This is a genomic window from Legionella stuttgartensis (genome assembly GCF_977063405.2).
In genome coordinates this window covers 192,043-214,627 of record NZ_CDRUHA020000057.1, presented here as the reverse complement: position 1 = coordinate 214,627, position 22,585 = coordinate 192,043, and the positions used below count along the sequence as shown (strand labels likewise).

Here is a 22,585-nt window from a genome sequence, read left to right as displayed (position 1 = left end):
ATGGCAATTGCACGTAACACATTTGATGCAGTAATTATTGGAGCTGGTGGGGCTGGGATGCGTGCTGCATTGCAGATGGCAAACTCTGGTTTAAAGGTCGCACTTTTATCTAAGGTATTTCCAACTCGTTCACATACAGTATCTGCTCAAGGAGGTATTACTTGTGCATTGGGTAATGCGCACGACGATGATTGGCGTTGGCATATGTATGATACCGTAAAGGGTGCGGACTATATTGGCGACCAAGATTCAATTGAATACCTCTGTAAAACTGGCCCCGAAGCGGTATATGAACTCGAGCACATGGGTTTGCCGTTTTCACGTATGGATAATGGTAGAATCTATCAGCGTCAGTTTGGTGGTCAATCCAAAAATTTTGGTGGTGATCAAGCAGCACGTACTTGTGCTGCAGCGGATAGAACTGGACATGCTTTATTACATACCCTCTACCAACAAAATTTAAAAGCCAAAACACACGTATTTAGTGAATGGTACGCTCTTGACCTTGTTAAAGATGCGCATGGACATATATCCGGTGTTACTGCGATGTGTATCGAAACAGGTGAAGTAGTATTTTTTCAATCTAGAGTATGTATTTTGGCTACCGGTGGCGCAGGCCGTATTTACCAATCTACAACCAATGCCTTTATTAATACCGGTGATGGTTTTGGTATGGCATTAAGAGCAGGTATCCCGTTACAGGATATGGAAATGTGGCAATTCCATCCTACCGGAATTGCTGGAGCCGGTGTTTTGGTAACGGAAGGTTGTCGAGGTGAAGGCGGTTATCTGATAAATAAAGACGGTGAACGTTTCATGGAGCGTTATGCACCGCGAGTTAAAGATTTAGCTTCCCGGGATGTTGTTGCTCGCTCTATGGCTCTTGAGATCCGTGCCGGTAAAGGTTTTGATCCTAAAGGGATTGATCACGTTAAATTAAAATTGGATCACCTAGGTGCCGATCTTATTAAATCACGCTTGCCAGGAATTCGTGAGTTATCTATGAAATTCGCAGGGGTTGACCCAATTGTTGAGCCGATTCCAGTAGTTCCTACTTGCCACTACAGTATGGGCGGTATACCTACAAATATGCATGGCCAAGTACTTACCAAAACTAATGGTAAGGAACATATCGTAGAGGGTTTATATGCCGTAGGTGAGTGTGCGTGCGTTTCTGTGCATGGTGCAAACCGTTTGGGCGGTAATTCATTACTGGACTTAGTTGTTTTTGGTCGTGCAGCTGGATTGCATGTTGAAGAATTATGGCAGTCAAATCAATTACCGGAGATGACTTATATTAGCGATGATGATCTTGCTCCATCGCTGCAACGATATAATCGATGGAATGATTCAACATCAGGCGAAAGCCCAGCAGTGATTCATGATGAAATGCAACGTGTAATGCAGGAGGACTTTGGCGTCTTCCGAACTGGCGAAGTAATGGCTTCTGGCCTAAAACGTCTTCAGGCTCTGCGGGAACGTTTAGCGCATGCCAAATTAGAAGATAAAAGTAAGATATTTAATACAGAGCGAGTTAGTGCATTAGAGTTGGACAATTTAATGGCAACTGCATATGCTACAGCGCAGTCTGCAATTGTTCGTACAGAAAGTCGTGGTGCTCATAGTCGTGAAGATTATCCAAAGCGTGATGATGCGAACTGGATTAAACATACGCTATATTTTGAGGAAGGTGAGAAAATTGATTTTCGTCCCGTTAATACATCACCTAAGCACGTCGAGCCTTTTGCGCCAAAAGAACGCGTTTACTAAAGAGGATACATTACATGGCAGCAGATAGTAGAAAATTGACCCTATCAATATATCGCTATAATCCTGAGGTGGATGCTAAGCCTTATATGAAAGATTATGAATTGGAGATCCAAGCTAAAAGTGATCCTATGTTACTCACGTTACTCGAACGTTTGAAAGCAGAGCAGGATCCCTCAATCACGTACAGACGTTCTTGTCGCGAAGGCGTATGTGGTTCAGACGGCATGAATATTAATGGAACAAATGGTCTGGCATGTATCACCCATGTGTCTCAGTTGAATACCGATAAAATTGTTGTGCGTCCTTTACCTGGATTTCCAGTAATTCGAGATTTAGCAGTTGATATGACGCAGTTTTATCAACAATATGAGCGTATAGAACCTTATTTGCAAAATAATGAGGTTCCTCCTGCCCAAGAACGGTTGCAATCACCAGAGGAACGCGCTCAACTTGATGGATTATATGAATGTATTTTGTGCGCATGTTGTACCAGTTCATGTCCTTCGTTCTGGTGGAATCCTGAAAAATTTGTGGGTCCTGCCGGTTTATTACAAGCAAGACGATTTTTAGCAGACAGTCGCGATACAGCCACAGCGCATCGTTTGGACAAATTGCAAGATCCGTTCAGTGTGTTTCGTTGCCGAAGTATTATGAATTGTACTAATGTCTGCCCGAAAGGACTCAATCCGACGAAAGCGATTTCTGAGATTCGCCTACAAATGTTGTCACAAGAGACCTAAGAGTACTTTTCTTGTTATTGGTACTGGTAAGAGCCATGTAAATATAATTCTCGGAAAACGGGAATCCTCTTAAATGAGCTCGAAACCAGTATAAGGATGATCCCCGCACTTGCGGGGATAGCTGTTTTATCCACGGGGATGAGTGGAATACCCAACTTACTGGTGGTAGTGATTAATACCCCTTTGGAGAAAAAGAAAATGAGCAGTTCCGATCTGCAAAAAGAATGGGCTTCTTCCTATTTATCTGGCGGAAGTATGGCTTATGTTGATAGTCTTTATGAAGATTATCTTGCTGACCCGAGTTCGGTTTCATCCGATTGGCGAGCGGTTTTTAGTGCTTTGCCTAAGGTTAACAGTACCGAAAAAGAATTCTCACATAGAGAGATTCGCGATTATTTTTTGCAGAATGCAGATAAAAAAGCCATCCCTGTAGTCCAAGCTTCAGACAGCCAACAATTTCGGATTGCAGATTTGATTAATGCTTATCGGGCATTGGGCCATCATGCAGCCAAACTTGACCCCCTGGAAATGACAGAGCGTACTCCGTTGCCTGCATTGGAATTGGAGCATCACCACTTATCTGATGTCGATAGAAACCGTAAGTTTTTTGCAGGTACTACGTTTAATGGTCCAGAAATGACTCTGGATGAAATATATCAAGCGTTGCGCGAAACGTATTGCAGCAGTATTGGTATTGAATATATGCATATTTCTAATACTGAAGAAATAGAATGGCTACAAGAACGAATGGAGTCTGTACGCGGTCGACTAAAATTAGATGCAGCAAAAAAAATGCAAATTTTAAAAGACTTAATTGCTGCAGACGGTTTAGAGCGTTATTTAGGTACACGTTATGTGGGGCAAAAGCGATTCTCTCTTGAAGGGGGCGATTCATTAATTCCCATGATGAAAGAAATTATTGAGTGTGCTGGTAAAGATAATGTTAAAGAAATAGTTATCGGTATGGCACATCGAGGTCGTTTAAATGTCTTGGTGAATGTATTAGGTAAAGAACCTAATCAACTGTTCCAAGAGTTTGAAGGAAAAATAAAATATGAACGTACTGGAGATGTGAAATATCATTTAGGATTTTCTTCAGATATAAGAACAAATTCGGGTTCAGTAGTACATCTTGCTTTGGCTTTTAACCCCTCACACTTAGAAATTATTGGCCCAGTAGTAGAGGGTTCTGTACGTTCTCGTTTAGGTCGACGTAGTGATCTGAATAAAAAAGAAAAAGTGGTTCCTATCGTTATACATGGGGATGCTGCATTTGCCGGTCAGGGCGTCGTGATGGAAACGTTTAACTTTTCCCAGGCACGTGGTTATTGTACTGGTGGTACCGTTCACATTGTTATTAATAACCAAATAGGCTTTACTACCAGCAATCCTTTAGATGCACGTTCTACGTTATATTGTACTGACGTAGCCAAAATGGTTCAGGCACCTGTTTTACATGTGAATGGTGATGACCCTGAAGCAGTAGTATTCGCGACTAAGCTTGCATTTGATTTCAGAATGAAATTTAAACGAGATGTCGTAGTGGATCTCGTTTGTTATCGGCGACATGGGCATAATGAGGCAGATGAACCTGCAGTCACTCAACCTGCCATGTATCGCAAAATTAAATCCATGCGTCCCCTGCGTGAAATGTATGCCGAGCAACTGATGCAAGAAGGTTTGCTGACCAGTAAAGATGCTGAAAAATTAGTAGATGCATATCGTGATACTCTGGATCAGGGTAAAGCGGTTGTGGATTTGGTTCATGGTGATTATGAAGGTAAATATGCAGTGGATTGGACCCCTTATCAGAATGCAAAATGGACAGATAAAGTAGATACCACCATCAAAAAAGAAAACTTACAAAAATTAGCTAAAATCTTAAACGAATTACCAAAAGGCTTTTCATTACATCCGGTGGTTCAACGTTTATTAAATGATCGTGATAAAATGACAGCCGGTGACTTACCGATGAACTGGGGTTATGCTGAAATTATGGCATATGCCAGTTTAGTCCAAGAAGGTTATGGAGTACGCTTGTCTGGTCAGGATTCTGGAAGAGGAACTTTTGCTCATCGTCATGCTGTCCTGCATGATGCTGAAACTGGAGAAACGTTTACTCCTTTGGAACAAATAACTAATGAATTGGACCGACCTTTTTCTGTCATCGATTCAGTACTTTCTGAAGAAGCGGTATTGGCGTTCGAATATGGGTTTGCTGCCTCTGCACCAAATTTCTTGGTGCTTTGGGAAGCTCAGTTCGGTGATTTCGCCAATGGTGCGCAAGTGGTTATCGATCAGTTCATCAGTTCGGGTGAGCAAAAATGGGGCCGTTTATGTGGTTTAGTCATGTTATTACCGCATGGATATGAAGGACAGGGCCCAGAACATTCATCTGCTCGTTTGGAGCGTTACATGCAGCTTTGCGCGCAACATAATATGCAAGTTTGTACGCCAACTACTCCAGCCCAGATCTTCCATTTATTAAGAAGACAGGTTATCCGTAATTTCCGTAAGCCATTGATTGTTATGACACCCAAGAGTCTTCTGCGTCATAAATTAGCAGTCTCTCCCTTGGACGATTTATTCAAAGGTAAGTTTCACACTATTATTCCGGAAATTGATGCAATTAATGCACAAAAAGTTACAAAAGTGGTACTGTGCTGTGGAAAGGTTTATTATGATTTGCTGCAAATGCGTCGTGATAAAGAATTAAACCATATTGCGTTGGTGCGAATTGAGCAATTATATCCGTTCCCTAAAAAAGCACTTATGACGGAGCTAAATAAATATCCTCAGGCCCAGAAGATTATTTGGTGTCAGGAAGAACCGCAGAATCAAGGAGTCTGGTTCTCTTCTCAACATAATATTATAGATTGTTTGCTTCCTGGACAAACCTTGCATTATGCCGGAAGAGAGTTTGCTGCGGCACCTGCTGCAGGAAGCCCTGCTCTGCATGCAAAAGAACAACAAGCTTTAGTAGAGCAAGCTTTATTGGACTGATTGTAAGTTTATCGTAGTCTGGGGTACGGCTTTGCTTTTTACCCAGACTACAATGTGTTAACGAATTTAATATAAAATAAGAAGGTATAACCATGTCTATTGAAGTCAAAGTACCTGTTTTGCCTGAGTCGGTTGCTGATGCAACTGTAGCTGCGTGGCATAAAAAAGTAGGTGATAAAGTTACCCGTGATGAGAATTTACTCGATCTAGAAACAGACAAAGTCGTACTGGAAGTTCCAGCTCCTGCTGACGGAATACTGGCTGAAATAATGTTTCAAGAGGGTGACACAGTTCGTTCTGGCCAATTGCTTGCCAAAATAAAAGCGGGTGCTGGATCTGATATTAAAGAAGACAAAAAAGAAGAAAAAGCTGATGCATCGAAGGCGAGTGAACAGTCTGAACGTGATGAAGTAAGTGCGAAAGAAGATAAGTCAACCAGTCCTGTAGTTCGACGGATGATGGCAGAACATGACCTTCAACCTGGGCAAATCCAAGGTAGTGGGAAGGATGGTCGTATTACTAAAGAAGATGTTCTGGCTTATATAGAATCGAGTAGAGAAAAAACATCTAAATCTAAAGAAAGCGGGAAAGAGCAAGCACCAAAAGCACCTATGGGCTTACGTGAAGAACGTCGCGTTCCAATGACCCGTTTAAGAGCTAAAATCGCGGAGCGTTTATTGGAAGCTCAGCATAATGCAGCGATGTTGACAACTTTTAATGAAGTCAATTTGAAAGCAGTTATGGATATGCGCGCTCAATATAAAGACAGTTTTGAGAAAAAACATGGCGTAAAACTTGGATTTATGTCTTTTTTCACCAAAGCAGTTGTTGAGTCATTAAAGCGTTTCCCTGCAGTGAATGCCTCTATTGATGGTCAGGACGTGGTCTATCATGGCTTTTATGATATTGGGATTGCTGTCTCTACAGAGAGGGGATTGGTCGTACCTGTAATTCGTGATGCGGATCAGATGAGTATGGCTGATATTGAATTGGCAATTAATGACGCTGCAAAAAAGGCTAGAGAGGGTAAATTAGCTATGGAAGATATGCAAGGAGGAACCTTTACCATTACGAATGGTGGTGTATTTGGTTCTTTATTGGCAACTCCGATCATTAATCCACCCCAAACAGGAATTTTGGGAATGCACAAAATTGAGGATAGACCTGTAGTGGAAAAAGGACAAATCGTGATTCGTCCTATGATGTATGTGGCTCTATCGTATGATCATCGATTGATTGACGGTAAAGATTCCGTACAGTTTTTGGTAAGTGTGAAAGAGTTATTGGAAGATCCTGCTCGTCTTTTGCTTAATGTTTAATGAAATGTAACAGCGAAATTCGCATTAGCGCATGAATGTACCTGGGTGAAGGCGCAGCTGGAACCCAGGGGTTTTAAATTTATCTAAGTACATCCCACGGTTGACCCTATTCTTACCCGGGATATGATGCATAAATTAACATTTATGTCTAGCGACGGATTTTGCTTTTTTAGAAAGGTAATCGCAATGAATTTACATGAATACCAGGCCAAACAATTATTTGCTAGCTACAACTTACCCGTACCAAACGGTGAAGTCGCTTACAGCGTTGAAGATGCAATGCAAGTTGCTTCACAGTTGTCTACCGCTCGTTGGGTTGTTAAAGCCCAAGTCCACGCTGGAGGGAGAGGAAAAGCTGGTGGTGTGAAATTGGTATCGAATAAAGATGAATTAGCTGCAGCAGTCAAAGCATTATTAGGTACTCGCTTAGTTACGTATCAAACGGATGCTCATGGACAGCCAGTTAATGCAGTTCTAATTGAGGAAACATGTGATATTGACAGAGAATTATATCTTGGAGCGGTTGTTGATCGTGCTACACGCCGTGTCGTATTCATGGCCTCTACGGAAGGTGGTGTAGAAATAGAAAAAGTAGCTGAAGAAACGCCCGAAAAAATATTTAAAGTAATTGTGGATCCATTAGTTGGTGTCATGCCATTTCAATGCCGTGAGGTTGGATTTAAATTAGGCCTCAAAGACGAGCAAATTAAGCAATTTACTCATTTAATGATGGGCTTGGGTAAAATGTTTGTTGATTGTGATCTGAGCTTATTAGAGATCAATCCTTTGGTAGTAACAAAACAAGAACAATTAATTTGTTTGGATGGGAAAATTAATATTGATGGCAACGCATTATACCGTCAGCCCAAATTAAAAGGCATGCGCGATACAACTCAAGAAGATGAGCGCGAAAATCGTGCTAGCGACTGGGAGCTAAATTATATTCCTTTAGATGGTACTATTGGCTGCATGGTGAATGGTGCTGGCCTGGCGATGGCGACCATGGACGTGATTAAGCTTCACGGTGGTGAGCCAGCTAACTTCCTAGATGTTGGAGGTGGCGCGACTAAGGAACGAGTAAGTGAGGCACTGAAAATTATTGTCTCTGATGACAAAGTCAAAGGTATTTTGGTCAATATTTTTGGTGGTATCGTTCGTTGTGATCTCATTGCCGATGGTATTTTGGCTGCAGTGAAAGAAGTCGATGTAAAAATTCCTGTGGTGGTACGTCTTGAAGGTAATAACGCACAACTAGGTGCTGATATTTTAAATAAAAGTGATTTAAATGTGATTGCTGCAACCAGTTTAACTGATGCTGCGAAAAAGATTGTGGCAGCTGTTGCTTAATTACTAAATTTCGAGGTTAACAATGAGTGTATTGGTTAATAAAAATACTAAGGTATTGTGTCAGGGGTTTACTGGAAAGCAAGGAACTTATCATTCAGAACAAGCGATTGCTTATGGCACACGTATGGTTGGTGGTGTGACACCAGGTAAAGGTGGACAAAAGCATTTAGGGTTACCGGTATTTAATACCATGCGTGAAGCTGTTGAAGAAACCCAAGCGGAAGCGAGCGTGATTTACGTTCCAGCACCATTCTGTAAGGATTCTATTTTAGAAGCCGCAGATGCAGGCATTCAATTAATTGTTTGTATCACAGAGGGTGTTCCCGTATTGGATATGTTACAAGTCAAGGTCTATTTAGAAAATAATACTCAGGCCCGTTTGATCGGACCCAATTGCCCAGGAATTATTACCCCAGGCGAATGCAAAATTGGAATTATGCCTGGCTCAATTCATTTACCTGGTAAAGTAGGTATTGTTTCACGTTCTGGAACTTTAACTTATGAAGCAGTAAAACAAACCACCGATAAAGGCTTTGGCCAAAGTACCTGTATTGGTATAGGCGGTGATCCGATTCCTGGAACCAGTTTCATCGATGCTTTAGCTTTATTTGAACAAGATCCTAAAACCGAAGCGATTATCATGGTGGGTGAAATCGGCGGCTCTGCAGAAGAAGAAGCTGCAGAATATATTAAATCGCATGTGAGCAAACCTGTAGTTTCCTATATTGCCGGCGTAACAGCTCCTGCTGGAAAACGTATGGGGCATGCTGGTGCAATTATTTCTGGTGGCAAAGGGACTGCAGCTGAAAAATACGCCGCTTTAGAAGCAGCAGGCGTAAGAACAGTACGCTCACCTGCTGATTTAGGTGATGCAATTGCCGAAGTTACTGGCTGGTAATTTATTTGGACATAGCCTGGGTTAAGGTATATCCATAACCCAGGCATACTGAATTACTATCAATATCGCTGGTGACTTTCACTAACCTAATTTTTTATATGGTACTTCATGACAAATTTTCGAAGCATTGCTGATATAAGACGAGAGTATGGAGAGCTCAATTTAGATGAACAATCACTTCCTGAAGATCCAATTGTTCAATTTAAGCTTTGGTTTGAAGATGTTTTAAAAAATGAAAAAAATGATCCTACGGCTATGGTGCTTTCTACCGTAGATAATCAAGGTTTTCCAGATTCTCGAGTCGTTTTGTTAAAAGGATTAGAGGGGGGGAACTTTGTTTTTTATACAAATTATCAAAGTAAAAAAGCAAAGCAGATCCAAGACAACCCATATGTAGCACTTAATTTTTACTGGCCACAAATGGCTAGACAAGTGCGTATTCGTGGTCAAATCAAATCGATTGATAAAGAACAATCAGATCTTTATTTTTCTACAAGACCAATCAAAAGCCAATTCAGTGCGATTGTTTCTCCACAAAGTCATGCGATTGAGGGAAGGGAGGCATTAGAGAAAGCCCTAAATGAGTTAATTCAAAAACATGGACAAGAACCTGTATTACGCCCCACCTTCTGGGGAGGCTACATGGTTATTCCTGATGAAATCGAGTTTTGGCAAGGACGTGATAACCGTTTGCACGATAGAATTCATTATTATCTAAAAAATGGGCGCTGGGCGTTTCATCGTTTAGCACCATAGTAAGAACATGTACTAGCGGCAAAATTTGCCGGCAAAAAGTTAAGTTCTGCCACAAATTTATATTTTATCCCTCTTTCTGTACTTACTCTATTTTTTCTGTTTTTTAAAGATACAAATAAACTTGGCCCGATTATTGCTTTATATAATATAGAATTATAAAACCCAAATTGATTCTGAAGTTATTTTTTCCAAGCTATAACAAAATTTGTCAAGAATTAGTAAATGTTTTTATTTGGTAAATAAGCGTTAATATAAAGTCGTAAAATTGTCTTAAGTGTAGAAATTATTAGCAGTGTTAAAGGTAAATACTGTGCGAATAAATAGAGGGTATAATCATGAACGACATAACAGCCTTACTACCACATATTAAATTACGTTTTAATGTTGAACATCCAAGCTATGAAGACAGTTACGCATTTGGATACGAATGTGCACTGGCTGAAGTAGCGGAAGAGGATAATCCATTTCGAGAAGGGACCCAACAAGCAGAACACTGGTTAGAAGGATGGTGGGATGCAATTGAGGGTGAAGATCCTTTATTTGAATTGAATGCTTTAGAAAATGAAGAATTGACTGCAAACGAAGAAGTGGCTGCAAATGATAAAGAGTATGGTCATAAGCATGGCTTTTTATCACTAGTGATTGAAATTAGCGGTGCAATCGCAGCTTCTGCAATCGTCGGATATCAATTGTTTGAGTTGGTAGCATAATTCTATATGTTACCTTCACCCTCGATACGTCATCCCGCACGCGAGAGGGATCTCCAGAAGGTGTCTGAGCAAAAAATCAGGAGATCCTTCGCTGCAACCCTAAGGATGGCGTGGTTGGCTGGGGTGGATTATTCCGAACTCACGCGGATACGTCATTCCGAACACAGTGAGAAAATCTCCAGTAGTAGGTACAATCATTGTAAGCAAATTAAACTGATAGATCAGGAGCTTGCTCATCGCTAACTCCTTAAGATAATCAAACGCTCATGTCGTATGGCGCACCCAACTACATTCTTCTTCTATTTGGGGGAGGGTAGACGAACTTTATGTTAATTTTTGAAAAATTTTAGAACCATAGACCGCATTCGCGCAGTTTCAGAGGGATTAAATTCCTTATAAATAGCACTCCCTATATTGAGACATATGGTCACATTCTCACCAAGTCCCTTAAGTAAGTCCACACCAGATAATTTGAGCAAATTAATTTCCTGCGCAATATCACCAGCCCATGCATCAAGATAGCTCATTTCAGTAAACACAGGAAGGAAGATATGTTCTTCCTCTTGCAAAAATAAAACCCTGGGTTGGTCGTCATTTAAACTTTGTTCTACAGGGATAATGAAGTTGGCTTTAATAAATTCAAGATAAGCTTTATTTGCTTCTTTAGTATTTCCAGCTGCTTCAAGAGCTTCTTTAATTGCAAGGTTAAGAGCATTCATTTTAAGCCTTAGTTTTATATTTTTGAACGATATTGTCGCACTTTGGTTTGAAAATAACCGAAATTAGTGTATATATAGCGATACTAGGGATATTATATACCATATAGATAGAGCACGATAATTATAACCATTTTCTGTACCTATGAAAATGAAATCAAACTATGTGTTGAAATAAATGACAACAGCAGTATAATGTAGGTTTTGTTTTACAGATTTATTGCTCATTTTTTGGATAAATATTTTTAGTTTTTTTCATTTTATATACCTCACGATATAAAATTGAGTCGATCAATGAAATGCTGACAATCTTTATCCTGGGATTGTTTTTTGATGTGTGCGTTGTAACCCTTCAAAGCCAATTAGGATCTTATTAGCGTAGAGAGTTTATGAACAAAATACATGAGTCAAGAGTAGAAATTTATACCGGTAAAAATAATTTAGGATTTGCTTGGTTAGTATGGGGATTGGCTGCTGCATTCTATTTTTCTGATTATATGGCTCGTGTTGCCCCTGGAGTAATGCATCGTTACTTACAAATTGATTTCGGAATTAACGAAGCAGGTTTTGGTATATTGACTGCATCATTTTATATTCCTTACATCCTTATGCAGATTCCGGTAGGACTTACTGTAGACCGCTTAAGCATACGTTGGTTGCTCACCGTGATGTCATTGGTTACGGCTTTTGGTTGTTGTGTTTTTGGTCTTGCAGATAGCCTGTTTATGGGTTCAATAGGTAGGATGCTTATAGGTTTTAGCGCTGCCTTTGCTTTTGTTTGTTCTCTCAGATTGGCAACATCTTGGTTTCCTCCCACAATGCTGGGTTTACTTGCAGGTTTAACACAGGCTTTAGGAATGCTGGGTGCTGCGGCTGGAGAAGCTCCTGTTTCATTTTTAGTCACTAATGTGGGCTGGCGTCACAGTATGTTGATTATTGCTTTTCTGTTCATTGCACTTGCAGCTTTATTATATCAATTTATACAAGATAAACCTGGTGAGCATCGAAGCGAGATTCGCTCTGTAAATCAGCTCAGTATTCTCCAGAGTTTAAAAATTATATTATCATGCAGACAAACTTGGCTGAATGCGTTATATGCTGGATTTTTATTTGGCCCAACAGCTGTTATTGGCGAGGCAATTGGTCCTGCATATCTACAATTTGGTAGGGGATTAGGTGCTCATGCAGCTGCATTTGCTACGGGATTAATTTTTATCGGCTGGGGTATTAGTGGTCCTTTATCCGGTTGGCTTTCAGACAAGATGGGACGACGTAAACCTTTAATGATTCTATCTGCATTATTTGGTGTCATTTTTACATCCTTATATGTATTTAGTCCGACTTTAAGTCAAAACTCAGCTTATTTACTATTCTTCCTTTTTGGTTTGACCAATACAGGTGTTGCTATTGCCTACGCCGTTTCCACCGAGATCCATGACAGAAAGGTGATAGGGACTTCTATTGCATTTACCAACATGATATCAATTTTTGTAGGGGCGTCATTACAGCCTTTAGTTGGTCGATTGGTAGACATGGTATCTGGGGCCCGTGCTTATAACGTCGAAACGTTATTACTGTCTGATTTCCAAGCAGGTTTGAAGTTGCTACCGGTTTGTTCCATAATCGCACTCGTGTTGGCATTTACTGTGAAGGAAACATACTGCAAGCCAATAAACCATGCCTAAGTGCCTGAAATTTTACTTATTCATAAGAAAATAGTTGCAACTGTTTTTTTATAAGCTTATCGCACTCTGATGTTATTTACTGTTATACTTTCAGCTGCAGTTTTGCATGCGAATTAATAACATGGAGATGAGAATGAAAAAATTTACAGGATTAGTCATTATCCTGGCCGTTCTAATTCTAGGCGGGTATTATGGTATGGGCGTTCTTACCGAACGAACAATCAGAAAGAATGTACAAGTAATTGACCAGTCTAATGGACTATATGCTGAAATTCAGCAATACAACAAAGGATTATTTAACTCCGAAGCTCAAATTAAATGGCGCCTGCATATTCCCGAGCGTGTAGTACAAGATGAAAATGGACAATCTAAAACTCTTCCTGCCCAAGACTATAGCATGGAGATGCCATTAACAATCCATCATGGTCCGTTTATTTATGCCAATAAACGATTACGTTTTGGATTAGGTTATGGTGAGGCCGTTTTTCCATTTCCAGCAGAATACACGCAACAATTCGAAGCTCAATTTACTCCAAACTCTGTAAAGCCACAGTTAGATTTAAGTATTTTTGTTAATTACCTTAATGAAAGTACAGTGGAATTCAACGTTCCTGATTTTAAATTAATTGCAAAAGATGGTTCCGGTGTTCTTGAATGGCTAGGAATGGATTCAAAAACCACGATGTCTTCTGGAATGAGTAAAGTTGCGGGTAAAATTGTTTTGGATGGTTTAAATGCTACTAAAGAAGATACTCGAATTACGTTAAGCCAGGTATCTAGTGATTATGATTTACATGAAACACCTGCCGGCTTGTATTTGGGTGATGCAAATTTCTCTCTTCCTTCTTTTGATGTTTTTGTAAAAGAACAAAAAATGTTTGCTCTGAATGATCTTATCATCAAGTCAGATAGCGATATTGAACAACACCTGTTTAATACTCATTTTAACCTGGCTTTAAAATCAGTATTAGCAAACGGGCAAAATTATGGTCCAGGTGAATTGGATGTTGCTTTAAGAAATCTTGACGCGGATGTGTTGGCTAAAATTAATCAACAAACAACAGCCATGCAAAATGGCAATGACATCCAACGCCAACAAGCAATGCTTGCTCTTCTTCCTGAGCTACCTAAATTATTTAACAAGGGTGCAGAGTTTGAAATTTCTAAACTTAGCCTAAAGATTCCTCAAGGACAAATCGAAGGTAATCTTTTTGTAACTTTGCCTAAAGGTGAAAATGCTAACCCATTTGAAATGATGCAAAAGATTCAAGGGAAAGCGAAGTTGCAAATTCCTGCAGAAGCTGTAAAGGCGGTTATGAAGCAATCAGTGATGCAACAAATTTCTAAAAAACCTGATTTGCAACAAACCTTAACCCAACAACTCCAAGCAAACCAAGCAAACCAAGCTGGAGGCCAAGCAACTCAACCTGTTCTTACCCCTGAGCAATTAGCTGAAATGCAAACTAATAAACAACTAACTGCATTACAGCAAAGTGGGCTAATTACAGTTCAAGGTACGGATTATGTAATTGAAGTGAGTTTAGACCAAGGTAAATTCACTATTAATGGCAAACCTTACGATCCTTCAATGATGAAATTCTAGGATGCAACTGAAGTAATTTTGTAAGGAGTAGGGTGTATAAAACAACCTACTTCTTATAAGAACTTGTTGAGCTTAAATTGAACATTCTACATTGATTTTTAATACAGATTTTTCTGATCTGCCCTTGTCTCAATGGGCTTGTTTCGGTAATATACTGTTTTTAAAAGGAGGAGCTAATAATAATGACAACAATCAGTAATGAAGTAGTGGATAACACCGCTTCTCTAGCCGAAAGCGTAACTCTTTCAGTGCAAAAATATTTTTCAGAGCTTAAGGGAACTGATCCTGTTGACTTATACCAATTTGTACTTGAAGAGATTGAAACACCATTGTTCCGTGCAGTAATGGAACATTGTAAATACAATCAATCTCGAGCAGCAATTATGCTGGGGATTAGTCGTGGAACTTTGAGAACTAAACTACGTCGATATTTCGATGATAAATATGTTGGTACTCGCGACTAACTGAAATTTATAGTGAAAAGAGGAGCTTGGTAGCTCCTTTTTTTTACTGTTTTCTGATGAAAATCTGGTTCAACATGCATCGTTGCATTGGGTATGAATAGTGGGAATAGGATGCCTGATTTTAGCGCAGCCTGGATGAATCGCAGCGTAATCGAGGTGTTCTATTAGGAACCTTTATACGACAGCGACTTTCACCCAAACTACAAATTTATTCAGCAAACATGGAGCTTACCGACTCTTCGATGTTAACCCGTTTAATTGCCTGAGCCAGCATATCAGATAAACTTACAACGCGAATTTTTTCACATTGACGTGCTTCATCAGACAAAGGAATAGTATCTGTTACTACAATTTCATCAAGTCCGGAGTTTTTAATATTATTGACTGCAGGGCCAGATAAAACCGGGTGAGTAATGTAGGCTCTAACACTGTGGGCGCCATTTTTCTTAAGTTCATGCGCTGCAGAGCACAGAGTTCCTGCGGTATCAACAATGTCATCAACGATAATGCAGTTTTTATTTTTTGGTTCACCGATAATGTGCATTACTTCAGATTTATTAGGGCCACTACGACGTTTATCGATAATACATAAATCTGCATGATCAAGACGTTTTGCGACCGCTCGGGCTCTGACAACGCCTCCTACATCAGGAGAAACGACCATCATATTTTTCAGATTCTGTTTTTGAATATCTTCGAGAAGTATCGGAGTCGCATACACGTTGTCGACGGGCATATAGAAAAAGCCCTGGATTTGATCTGCGTGTAGATCTACAGTAAGCACTCTACAAATACCTACCGATGCCATCATATCAGCAACAACTTTAGCTGTAATTGGCACACGCGCGGAGCGAACTCTACGATCCTGACGTGCATAACCAAAATAAGGAACTACGGCCGTGATACGCGACGCAGAAGATCTTCTTAGCGCATCAGCCATTGTAAGGAGTTCCATCAGATTATTATTTGCTGGAGCACAGGTGGATTGGATAATAAAAACGTCTCTTCCGCGGACATTTTCTAAAATCTCGATCATTGTTTCCCCATCGCTAAACGTACCAACAGTTGCTTGGCCAATAGGTATTTTCAAATGAGAAGAGATTTGTTGAGCTAACTCCGGATTTGCGTTTCCGGCAAAAATCATCATTGTGGACATGTGTAAAAAGCCTTTAGATTTAGGTTAATCACTTAACTTAAACACATAGCAGAAGACAGCCAAAAAGATATTATTATTATTTGAGCATTACAAGACGCATCCTTCCAGGTTATCTTCTGCTGTCTGTTTACTTGAATCAACAAGAATGTGGCAGGGGTGCTAGGATTCGAACCTAGGTATGCAGGGATCAAAACCCTGTGCCTTACCGCTTGGCGACACCCCTAAAATTTGCAGATTCTTACAATCATCCGTTATAAAATGCGCTCTTCCCTGCAAATGTGTTGCGTATTTTGCAGTGGTTTTGGGAACATGTCAACTTTGAAAGCAATAATTTTTTGTATTTTTAAGTGAGAGTATGAGTTGACATTGTGGAAAGAATGTCATATGCAATCGAACAAGTAAAGCGAAATTTAGGAAGAACATCCTAAACTTCGCTTTGCCTCAATTCAAACGCGCACCTGGATTTACACTGTCCAGTTTTGAATCACTACTTTGATCATTACTCCGTTTCCTTCGAGACGAATCATACTTGGCAGATCAATCCCTTTAACCGAAGTATATTTGGTGAAATTAATTGTATAGCCATTTTGTTTTAATTCGACCAGATGATTGTAATCATCGCGATGCTCTGCTTGAACAGGGCCTGGAGCAGGTAGGCCTCTCACCCAATAATAAAGGTTATTTACCGGAAGTCTGATTCCAGTTTGTTCAAGTAATAGCTCATCGGCATTGTGTGATGTTATCTTTTTAGGTCCATCTTGGAATGTAACGGTATCTCCTTTTTTGTCAATGAGGACCGTGCCACCGCCTAAAGGACCCATGAGACGAATTTGATAAGCACTAGGGCCGCTTTGTTTCCAATTCATAGTAGCCGACCAACCTTTGCTTTTATTTTTTGCAGCCATAGCACCGCGAATTTCCCAGGACGAAACAGTTGCTGTTTTTGCTTTACGTTGTTCTACAGGCATCACTTTGTTTTCAGGCAATTCTGTTGCAGGGCGGGGGGGCGCACAGGCAGTTAGTAAGAAGATGGGAATTATTATTAATTGTTTCATACTTTTCATTTATCACCTCAAGTCCATTTTTGTAGTTTTTCAATTAACAATACGCTAGACTGTTCGCATATGCAATCAGTCTTAATTAACATGAAATTAAAAGCAATTTATCCTGGTACGTTTGATCCAGTTACCAATGGGCATGTCGATATTATTCGTCGGGCAACCAAGATTTTTCCCGACACCATTGTTGCTGTGGCAAGCAATAAAGCAAAACGCCCTTTTTTACCATTGGAAACAAGGATTCAACTCGTAGAAGAGGCTGTAGCAGATTTACCAGGAGTTCGTGTAGTTGGATTTGATAATCTTTTAATCGATTTTGTAATAGAGCAGAATGCGGGAATTATCTTACGCGGTTTACGTGCAGTTTCTGATTTTGAATATGAATTTCAATTGGCTGGAATGAACCGAAAATTATCCAAGCAAATAGAAACAATATTTTTAACACCATCAGAAAATTTTATGTATATTTCTTCTACTCTGGTGCGTGAAATTGCGATTTTAAATGGAGATATTTCTCAGTTCGTTCCTTCTTGTGTCGTAAGGGAACTCCAAAAGAGACAGGATGATCATGGAACGTTGGATAGTTAAAGTACTTTTCCTAATTACAATCAGCATTAATTTATTGTTTTATCTCACAAATACTTTTGCCAAACAAAATAACATTCTTCCGCCGGGCTATGCTATAGCCAGTGCAAATCCATTAGCAACTAATGCAGGACTTGAAATTTTAGCAAGTGGTGGAAACGCTTTTGATGCTGCAGTGGCTGTATCAGCAGTATTAGCCGTAGTTGAACCATATCACTCAGGTCTAGGTGGCGGTGGATTTTGGCTTTTGCATCAAGAAAATCAGCATAAGAACATTTTTATCGATGGAAGAGAGATTGCACCCCTGGCTGCGAAAAAAGACATGTATCTAGCACCAGATGGTAGCGTAATACCAGGATTATCCCTAAATGGCGGTTTGGCTGCAGCAATTCCGGGGGAGCCTGCGGCATTAGTATATATTGCTAAAAACTATGGGCGATTACCCTTAACAAAAACATTGGCTCCTGCCATTAAGATTGCACAAGAAGGATTTTTGGTTGATAAACAACTAAGTTCATTTTTAAAGAATGAAGATCGATTAGAGCAAATCAAAAAATATCCATCTACGGCTAAGATTTTCTTGAATAATGGTCGTCCTTATCTCATTGGGGAACGGTTAATTCAAAAGGATTTAGCGAACACCTTAAAACTCATTGCAGAAAAAGGAGAGCAAGGATTTTATGCCGGAGAAGTTGCAGAACGTTTAGTAAAAGGGGTGAATGCTGCAGGAGGTATTTGGACGCCTGAGGATTTGGCTAAATATCGCATCAAAGTCAGAGAGCCTTTGATTGGGGCGTATCATAATATGCTCATTATTACTGCTCCTCTACCTTCAGCAGGGGGGGTCGCCTTATTGACCATGCTGAATATCTTGTCTCATTATTCTCTGTCATCATTCTCAAAAGTTCAATGGGTACATTACTTAGTTGAGTCTATGCGTCTGGCCTATTGGCAGCGTGAGCGGTTTCTAGGGGATCCTGATTTTGTCACGATTCCTGTTGAAAAGTTACTTTCTGCAGAAAATGGAAAGCAGTTAAGTACGTTAATTCCTCCAAATAAAGCAATTGCCAGTTCTGTGTTGCAAGGGCAAACGAATAATCATCAAGAGAAACAAAAGGCGCGTACGCACACAACTCATTTTTCAATTATTGATGCCGAGGGGAATCGTGTTGCTGCGACTCTATCCATAAATTTTATTTTTGGCTCCAGTGTGGTAGCTGACGGAACAGGTGTGTTGCTGAATGATGAAATGGATGATTTTTCGAGTAAAGTTGGCGAAGAAAATGTTTTTGGTCTTGTTGGCGCAGATCAAAATGCAATTGCGCCTGGTAAAAGGCCATTATCCAGTATGACGCCCACTTTTCTTGAATTACCGGGACGTGTAGCAATTTTGGGAACTCCTGGTGGTAGTCGTATTCCTACTATGGTGTTAATTGCATCATTGGTGTTTCATGATGCGTACGGTGCAATTAGTATGGTCTCAGCGATGCGTTTTCATCATCAGTATTTACCCGATGTCATACAGATTGAACCTGATGCTTTACCCCCATCAATACAGGAAGGATTAAAAGCCATGGGGTACAATTTAATGCAGTTAGGACGAAATTATGGTGATATGCAAGCAATTACCTGGGATAAAAAATCCAATATTTTAACTGCGGCATCGGATCCGAGGGCTATAGGATTGGCAGCTTCCATAGTGAATACACCAAGTGGATATGGAGTAAGGTTCTAGTCACTCAGTAATATTTTCGGGGTGAAGCGTAGTAGGACTCGAGAAATCCAGGTCCCGGGTTTCGCTGTGTTTCTCCCAGGCTACAACTATATTAGTTAGATGGATTTTCTCCAACCAGCTCTTTAATTACATCAAAAGTCTGCTGAATTAGTTCTTCTTTGTTTTCAAGAGTATATTGTGATGCATCAATTGGTTTACCTATATGTATTTCAGCTTTTTGTTTTAAATGAAAATTAAATGTGCGTGCGGGTAAAATATTATTAGCACCACGTATGCCTATAGGGATAATTGTTGCCTTGGACTGAATTGCAGTGATAAATCCGCCCTTTTTAAACGAGCCGAGTGTTCCATCTTTGGAGCGAGTGCCTTCGGGAGCAATCCACATGACAATACCACTTTCCATTAATTGCTTCGCAAATGCCAGGTCTTTAACGGCTTGATATCTATTTTTTCGGTCAATAAAAGGAAATTCTGCTGCTTTCATTGCTTGTCCCATTAAGGGGATTTTTGCGAGTTCTTTTTTTGATAGCATGCGAATGGAGTGACTAGGGAATGCTTTAAATGCAAGAGGAATATCATAAGCACTGGAATGATTGCACATAATAATCGTCGCTTTTCCAGGTTGCGGTTGAGTGTTAAAAGGGTTTATCACTTTATGCTCTACTTGTACTGCATTCAGCAATTGATCAATCCAATGGTGTAATGCTTTATCCGTCCACTGACGGTTTATGGTGCTAAAAAAATATTTAAAAAGACAGCGCGTACTGGTTAATGCCGTATAAAATATGATCTTACAAAGAATCCATGCCGTTCGGAATTGATTTATTTTCATTAGCGTTAGGGTTAAGTAAATTAGCGGTAATATAGCGCAAGTTGATTCGCTTGCCCAGATAGTTTTTTAGGTAAGAATATAATCTCGCTATAAGTATCCTCGTTATAATGTAATTTTAGTAAAATCCTATTGCCCTACCTATAGAGTTGAAAAATGAATCGTTGGGAGAAACCATATGAATGTCAAAACCAGAGGACATGATTTTGTCCTCACTCCAACGTTCGAGCATGTAATTGCGGTAATGAGTTTCATGTAAATGACCAATATCCCCTACTTTTCTTCTTGCCTCATGTCTTCGTTCATCTTCAATGATCTCAAGGTAGCGTAGTTTATAATAAAGATTTTCAGGCATACATTCACTCGCTTTTTTGAAGTAAGGAATGGATTCTTGTTTTTTCTCCTCAAAATAAACAAGGGCATCAGCCAATAAATAATACATTTTTGCCAGCATTTGGCGCATTTCTTTTGATTTTGACTCATTAAGAGCAATAAAAGCTTTGAGTTCCTTTTTCAATTCGTCTACTTCGTTTGTGTGTTCTTTAAGGAAGTCGATTCGCGTACTTAAATGATCGTTATAATCAATAGGGACACCAAGTCGTGCAATTAAACAATCAATTTTTCGTAGTACTAATTTATTATAAACTTGTATTAGTGCACTGTTGCCATTAAGGAATAGGTATTCATTAAGTTGACGTTGTGCTTTATTCAATTGGGCTCGATCGGATTCTTTTACACAGTGTATGAGTTCATCAATTGCTAAAAGAGTCGATGCATAAGCTATGGTTGCTTCCATGACCAGAAAATCATGGGGTTTGATACGCGCTATTTTTGAAGCCAGGATTATTTGCTCTGCGGCTATTTGTGCCGCTGCTTCAGGCTTTTGACTTCGTAATGTTTCTTCTATTTGTAATTCATTTGCCTTAAATTGAGCGAAATAATGTTCTCGTAAGCGTTCAAGCCCATTTTTATTAAATTTAAAGTCAGGATTATTTGTATATAGAGTATCTGCGTCGTCAAAACGGTTATTTTCCAGGGCGCAGTCAAATTGATATAAAGTCCATTCTTCTTTTATTATGAGGTCCTCCACTGAATCGTCTTGATCCAGAATTTGGGGTTCAAGTCTGACGGCTTGGGCTAAACACTCAATGGTTTGATTTCCAGTGAGAAACTTGGTAATCCCCCATTTGCTTTTTTCCCTTTTAGCATCACTTATAAAAGATTTAGCAACTTGGGTACGTAATTTGGGATAGGGTATTAAATAGACTGCTTGTTCTTCATCGTCAAAATTAGCTTTGATGTATTCAACAGCTTGTTCTTGATCGCTCATATTGGGTGATAAAGATAATGCAGCAATCAGTTCAACTGCAATTTTTAATGCTTGTGGATCAAATTGTTCCTGAGCTAAATAATAATCAATAAACGGTTTTTTAAACTTATTTTTGACTTCTGGAGACCATTCTAATGCTTCCTGATATTGACGTTTAGCAGCCAACGCTTGTGCATAGGCTTCAGCAAAGGGACTGGATTGAAAACAATGTGTTTTACTGACGCGGTGTCCATAATAAAGAATTTGGCTAATTGCATCCTTAATTATTTGGTTATTTTGAGGGTCAATTGAGGGAATTAAATAAGCTAAATATTCTTGTACCAGGATTTGCCCAAAAGGGTAACTTTCCCGAATGGATGCATTGAGCTCTGGAAAGGCGTGTGAATGAGTGATGAAATAACCCATTAGTAATCTCTGCAGATCACTAGATGTTTGATTTGTTCTTGGTGAGTGGGTTAATGTTATAAAACGTTTAGAGATTGGGAATCCATCCTTACTTTTATTCAACTCCACTGATTTGAAGCCTTTGATATAGCCTGTATAGGCGACCTTAGCTAAAGTCATTTCAATTCGATTAGGGTGGCAATGATTTTCAAAGCCTAACCAACCTTTAAATGATTCAAAAATAGTTCGAAACCAACTAACGCGGAAAATGTCGATACCATCTGTGTATAATCTTTGCCGTGGATACGATTTAATGTCTCGCCAAAATGTTTTGTATTCCTCTTCATCGAAATCGTAAATAATGAAATCAGGAAGATGAATTTTTCCTTTTTCTTGATATTGTCGGACGATATGTCTTGCTAATTTTAAACGCAACATACAAAACCTCAATAAAATTAAGCAATTGTATGTTAATTTAAAATCAAGTATTGGGCAAT

The 22,585-nt window shown here is 39.6% G+C and carries 19 protein-coding genes and 1 tRNA gene; 13 read left to right on the top strand and 7 right to left on the bottom strand.

Annotated elements, in window-relative coordinates; all coding sequences use genetic code 11:
- The 8 genes from sdhA to ACWTEW_RS16340 all read left to right on the top strand — a co-directional run bounded on the left by sdhA (window position 1) and on the right by ACWTEW_RS16340 (window position 10,543).
- The gene (sdhA, locus tag ACWTEW_RS16375; protein ID WP_454782728.1) at window positions 1-1,770 is read left to right on the top strand and encodes a succinate dehydrogenase flavoprotein subunit; all 1,770 of its coding nucleotides are present in this window, start codon (window positions 1-3) and stop codon (window positions 1,768-1,770) included.
- A gap of 14 nt (window positions 1,771-1,784) precedes the next feature.
- The gene (locus ACWTEW_RS16370; RefSeq protein ID WP_454782727.1) at window positions 1,785-2,510 is read left to right on the top strand and encodes a succinate dehydrogenase iron-sulfur subunit; all 726 of its coding nucleotides are present in this window, start codon (window positions 1,785-1,787) and stop codon (window positions 2,508-2,510) included.
- Window positions 2,511-2,708: 198 nt separating this feature from the next.
- Entirely contained in the window at window positions 2,709-5,513 is a 2,805-nt protein-coding gene (locus ACWTEW_RS16365; RefSeq protein WP_454782800.1) for a 2-oxoglutarate dehydrogenase E1 component, read from the top strand.
- Between the two features lie 92 nt (window positions 5,514-5,605).
- On the top strand, window positions 5,606-6,832 hold the full coding sequence (odhB, locus tag ACWTEW_RS16360; protein WP_454782726.1) for a 2-oxoglutarate dehydrogenase complex dihydrolipoyllysine-residue succinyltransferase: 1,227 nt from the start codon (window positions 5,606-5,608) through the stop codon (window positions 6,830-6,832).
- 186 nt (window positions 6,833-7,018) lie between these two features.
- On the top strand, window positions 7,019-8,179 hold the full coding sequence (gene sucC, locus ACWTEW_RS16355) for an ADP-forming succinate--CoA ligase subunit beta (protein WP_454782725.1): 1,161 nt from the start codon (window positions 7,019-7,021) through the stop codon (window positions 8,177-8,179).
- 22 nt (window positions 8,180-8,201) lie between these two features.
- Window positions 8,202-9,077 carry a succinate--CoA ligase subunit alpha gene (gene sucD / locus ACWTEW_RS16350; RefSeq protein WP_454782724.1) on the top strand — a complete coding sequence of 292 codons (876 nt, stop codon included), beginning with the start codon at window positions 8,202-8,204 and terminating at the stop codon, window positions 9,075-9,077.
- Between the two features lie 108 nt (window positions 9,078-9,185).
- Complete coding sequence (gene pdxH, locus ACWTEW_RS16345; protein WP_454782723.1) at window positions 9,186-9,833, top strand: pyridoxamine 5'-phosphate oxidase; 648 nt, start codon at window positions 9,186-9,188, stop codon at window positions 9,831-9,833.
- Between the two features lie 335 nt (window positions 9,834-10,168).
- Entirely contained in the window at window positions 10,169-10,543 is a 375-nt protein-coding gene (locus tag ACWTEW_RS16340; protein WP_454782722.1) for a transmission trait enhancer LetE, read from the top strand.
- A gap of 99 nt (window positions 10,544-10,642) precedes the next feature.
- Here ACWTEW_RS16340 and ACWTEW_RS16335 read toward each other — a convergent pair whose 3' ends face one another.
- Both ACWTEW_RS16335 and ACWTEW_RS16330 read right to left on the bottom strand, forming a co-directional pair.
- Window positions 10,643-10,780 (bottom strand): hypothetical protein, encoded by a 138-nt coding sequence (locus ACWTEW_RS16335; RefSeq protein WP_454782721.1) that lies wholly within the window; start codon window positions 10,778-10,780, stop codon window positions 10,643-10,645.
- Between the two features lie 92 nt (window positions 10,781-10,872).
- Complete coding sequence (locus ACWTEW_RS16330) at window positions 10,873-11,262, bottom strand: SseB family protein (RefSeq protein ID WP_454782720.1); 390 nt, start codon at window positions 11,260-11,262, stop codon at window positions 10,873-10,875.
- A gap of 386 nt (window positions 11,263-11,648) precedes the next feature.
- On the opposite strand from ACWTEW_RS16330, the gene ACWTEW_RS16325 reads away from it, so the two are divergent.
- The 3 genes from ACWTEW_RS16325 (at window position 11,649) to ACWTEW_RS16315 (ending at window position 15,011) form a co-directional block, all read left to right on the top strand.
- A complete protein-coding gene (locus ACWTEW_RS16325) occupies window positions 11,649-12,944 on the top strand; it encodes an MFS transporter (protein WP_454782719.1) in 1,296 nt (431 codons plus the stop codon).
- 133 nt (window positions 12,945-13,077) lie between these two features.
- A complete protein-coding gene (locus ACWTEW_RS16320; RefSeq protein ID WP_454782718.1) occupies window positions 13,078-14,547 on the top strand; it encodes a YdgA family protein in 1,470 nt (489 codons plus the stop codon).
- 182 nt (window positions 14,548-14,729) lie between these two features.
- Window positions 14,730-15,011 carry a helix-turn-helix domain-containing protein gene (locus tag ACWTEW_RS16315; protein ID WP_003633193.1) on the top strand — a complete coding sequence of 94 codons (282 nt, stop codon included), beginning with the start codon at window positions 14,730-14,732 and terminating at the stop codon, window positions 15,009-15,011.
- 208 nt (window positions 15,012-15,219) lie between these two features.
- Here ACWTEW_RS16315 and ACWTEW_RS16310 read toward each other — a convergent pair whose 3' ends face one another.
- From ACWTEW_RS16310 to lolB, 3 genes are all read right to left on the bottom strand, one after another.
- The gene (locus tag ACWTEW_RS16310) at window positions 15,220-16,167 is read right to left on the bottom strand and encodes a ribose-phosphate pyrophosphokinase (RefSeq protein WP_454782717.1); all 948 of its coding nucleotides are present in this window, start codon (window positions 16,165-16,167) and stop codon (window positions 15,220-15,222) included.
- 148 nt (window positions 16,168-16,315) lie between these two features.
- A tRNA-Gln gene (locus ACWTEW_RS16305) sits at window positions 16,316-16,390 on the bottom strand.
- Between the two features lie 241 nt (window positions 16,391-16,631).
- Window positions 16,632-17,231 carry a lipoprotein insertase outer membrane protein LolB gene (gene lolB / locus ACWTEW_RS16300; RefSeq protein ID WP_454782716.1) on the bottom strand — a complete coding sequence of 200 codons (600 nt, stop codon included), beginning with the start codon at window positions 17,229-17,231 and terminating at the stop codon, window positions 16,632-16,634.
- A gap of 60 nt (window positions 17,232-17,291) precedes the next feature.
- On the opposite strand from lolB, the gene coaD reads away from it, so the two are divergent.
- Both coaD and ggt read left to right on the top strand, forming a co-directional pair.
- Complete coding sequence (coaD, locus tag ACWTEW_RS16295) at window positions 17,292-17,813, top strand: pantetheine-phosphate adenylyltransferase (RefSeq protein WP_454782715.1); 522 nt, start codon at window positions 17,292-17,294, stop codon at window positions 17,811-17,813.
- Window positions 17,794-19,545, top strand: coding sequence for a gamma-glutamyltransferase (gene ggt / locus ACWTEW_RS16290; RefSeq protein ID WP_454782714.1), 1,752 nt, complete (start codon window positions 17,794-17,796; stop codon window positions 19,543-19,545). Before coaD ends, ggt begins: the two co-directional genes overlap by 20 nt.
- Window positions 19,546-19,636: 91 nt before the next feature.
- Here ggt and ACWTEW_RS16285 read toward each other — a convergent pair whose 3' ends face one another.
- On the bottom strand, window positions 19,637-20,377 hold the full coding sequence (locus ACWTEW_RS16285; RefSeq protein WP_454782713.1) for a lysophospholipid acyltransferase family protein: 741 nt from the start codon (window positions 20,375-20,377) through the stop codon (window positions 19,637-19,639).
- Between the two features lie 115 nt (window positions 20,378-20,492).
- Window positions 20,493-22,526 (bottom strand): hypothetical protein, encoded by a 2,034-nt coding sequence (locus tag ACWTEW_RS16280; RefSeq protein ID WP_454782712.1) that lies wholly within the window; start codon window positions 22,524-22,526, stop codon window positions 20,493-20,495.
- Window positions 22,527-22,585 lie beyond the last annotated feature (59 nt).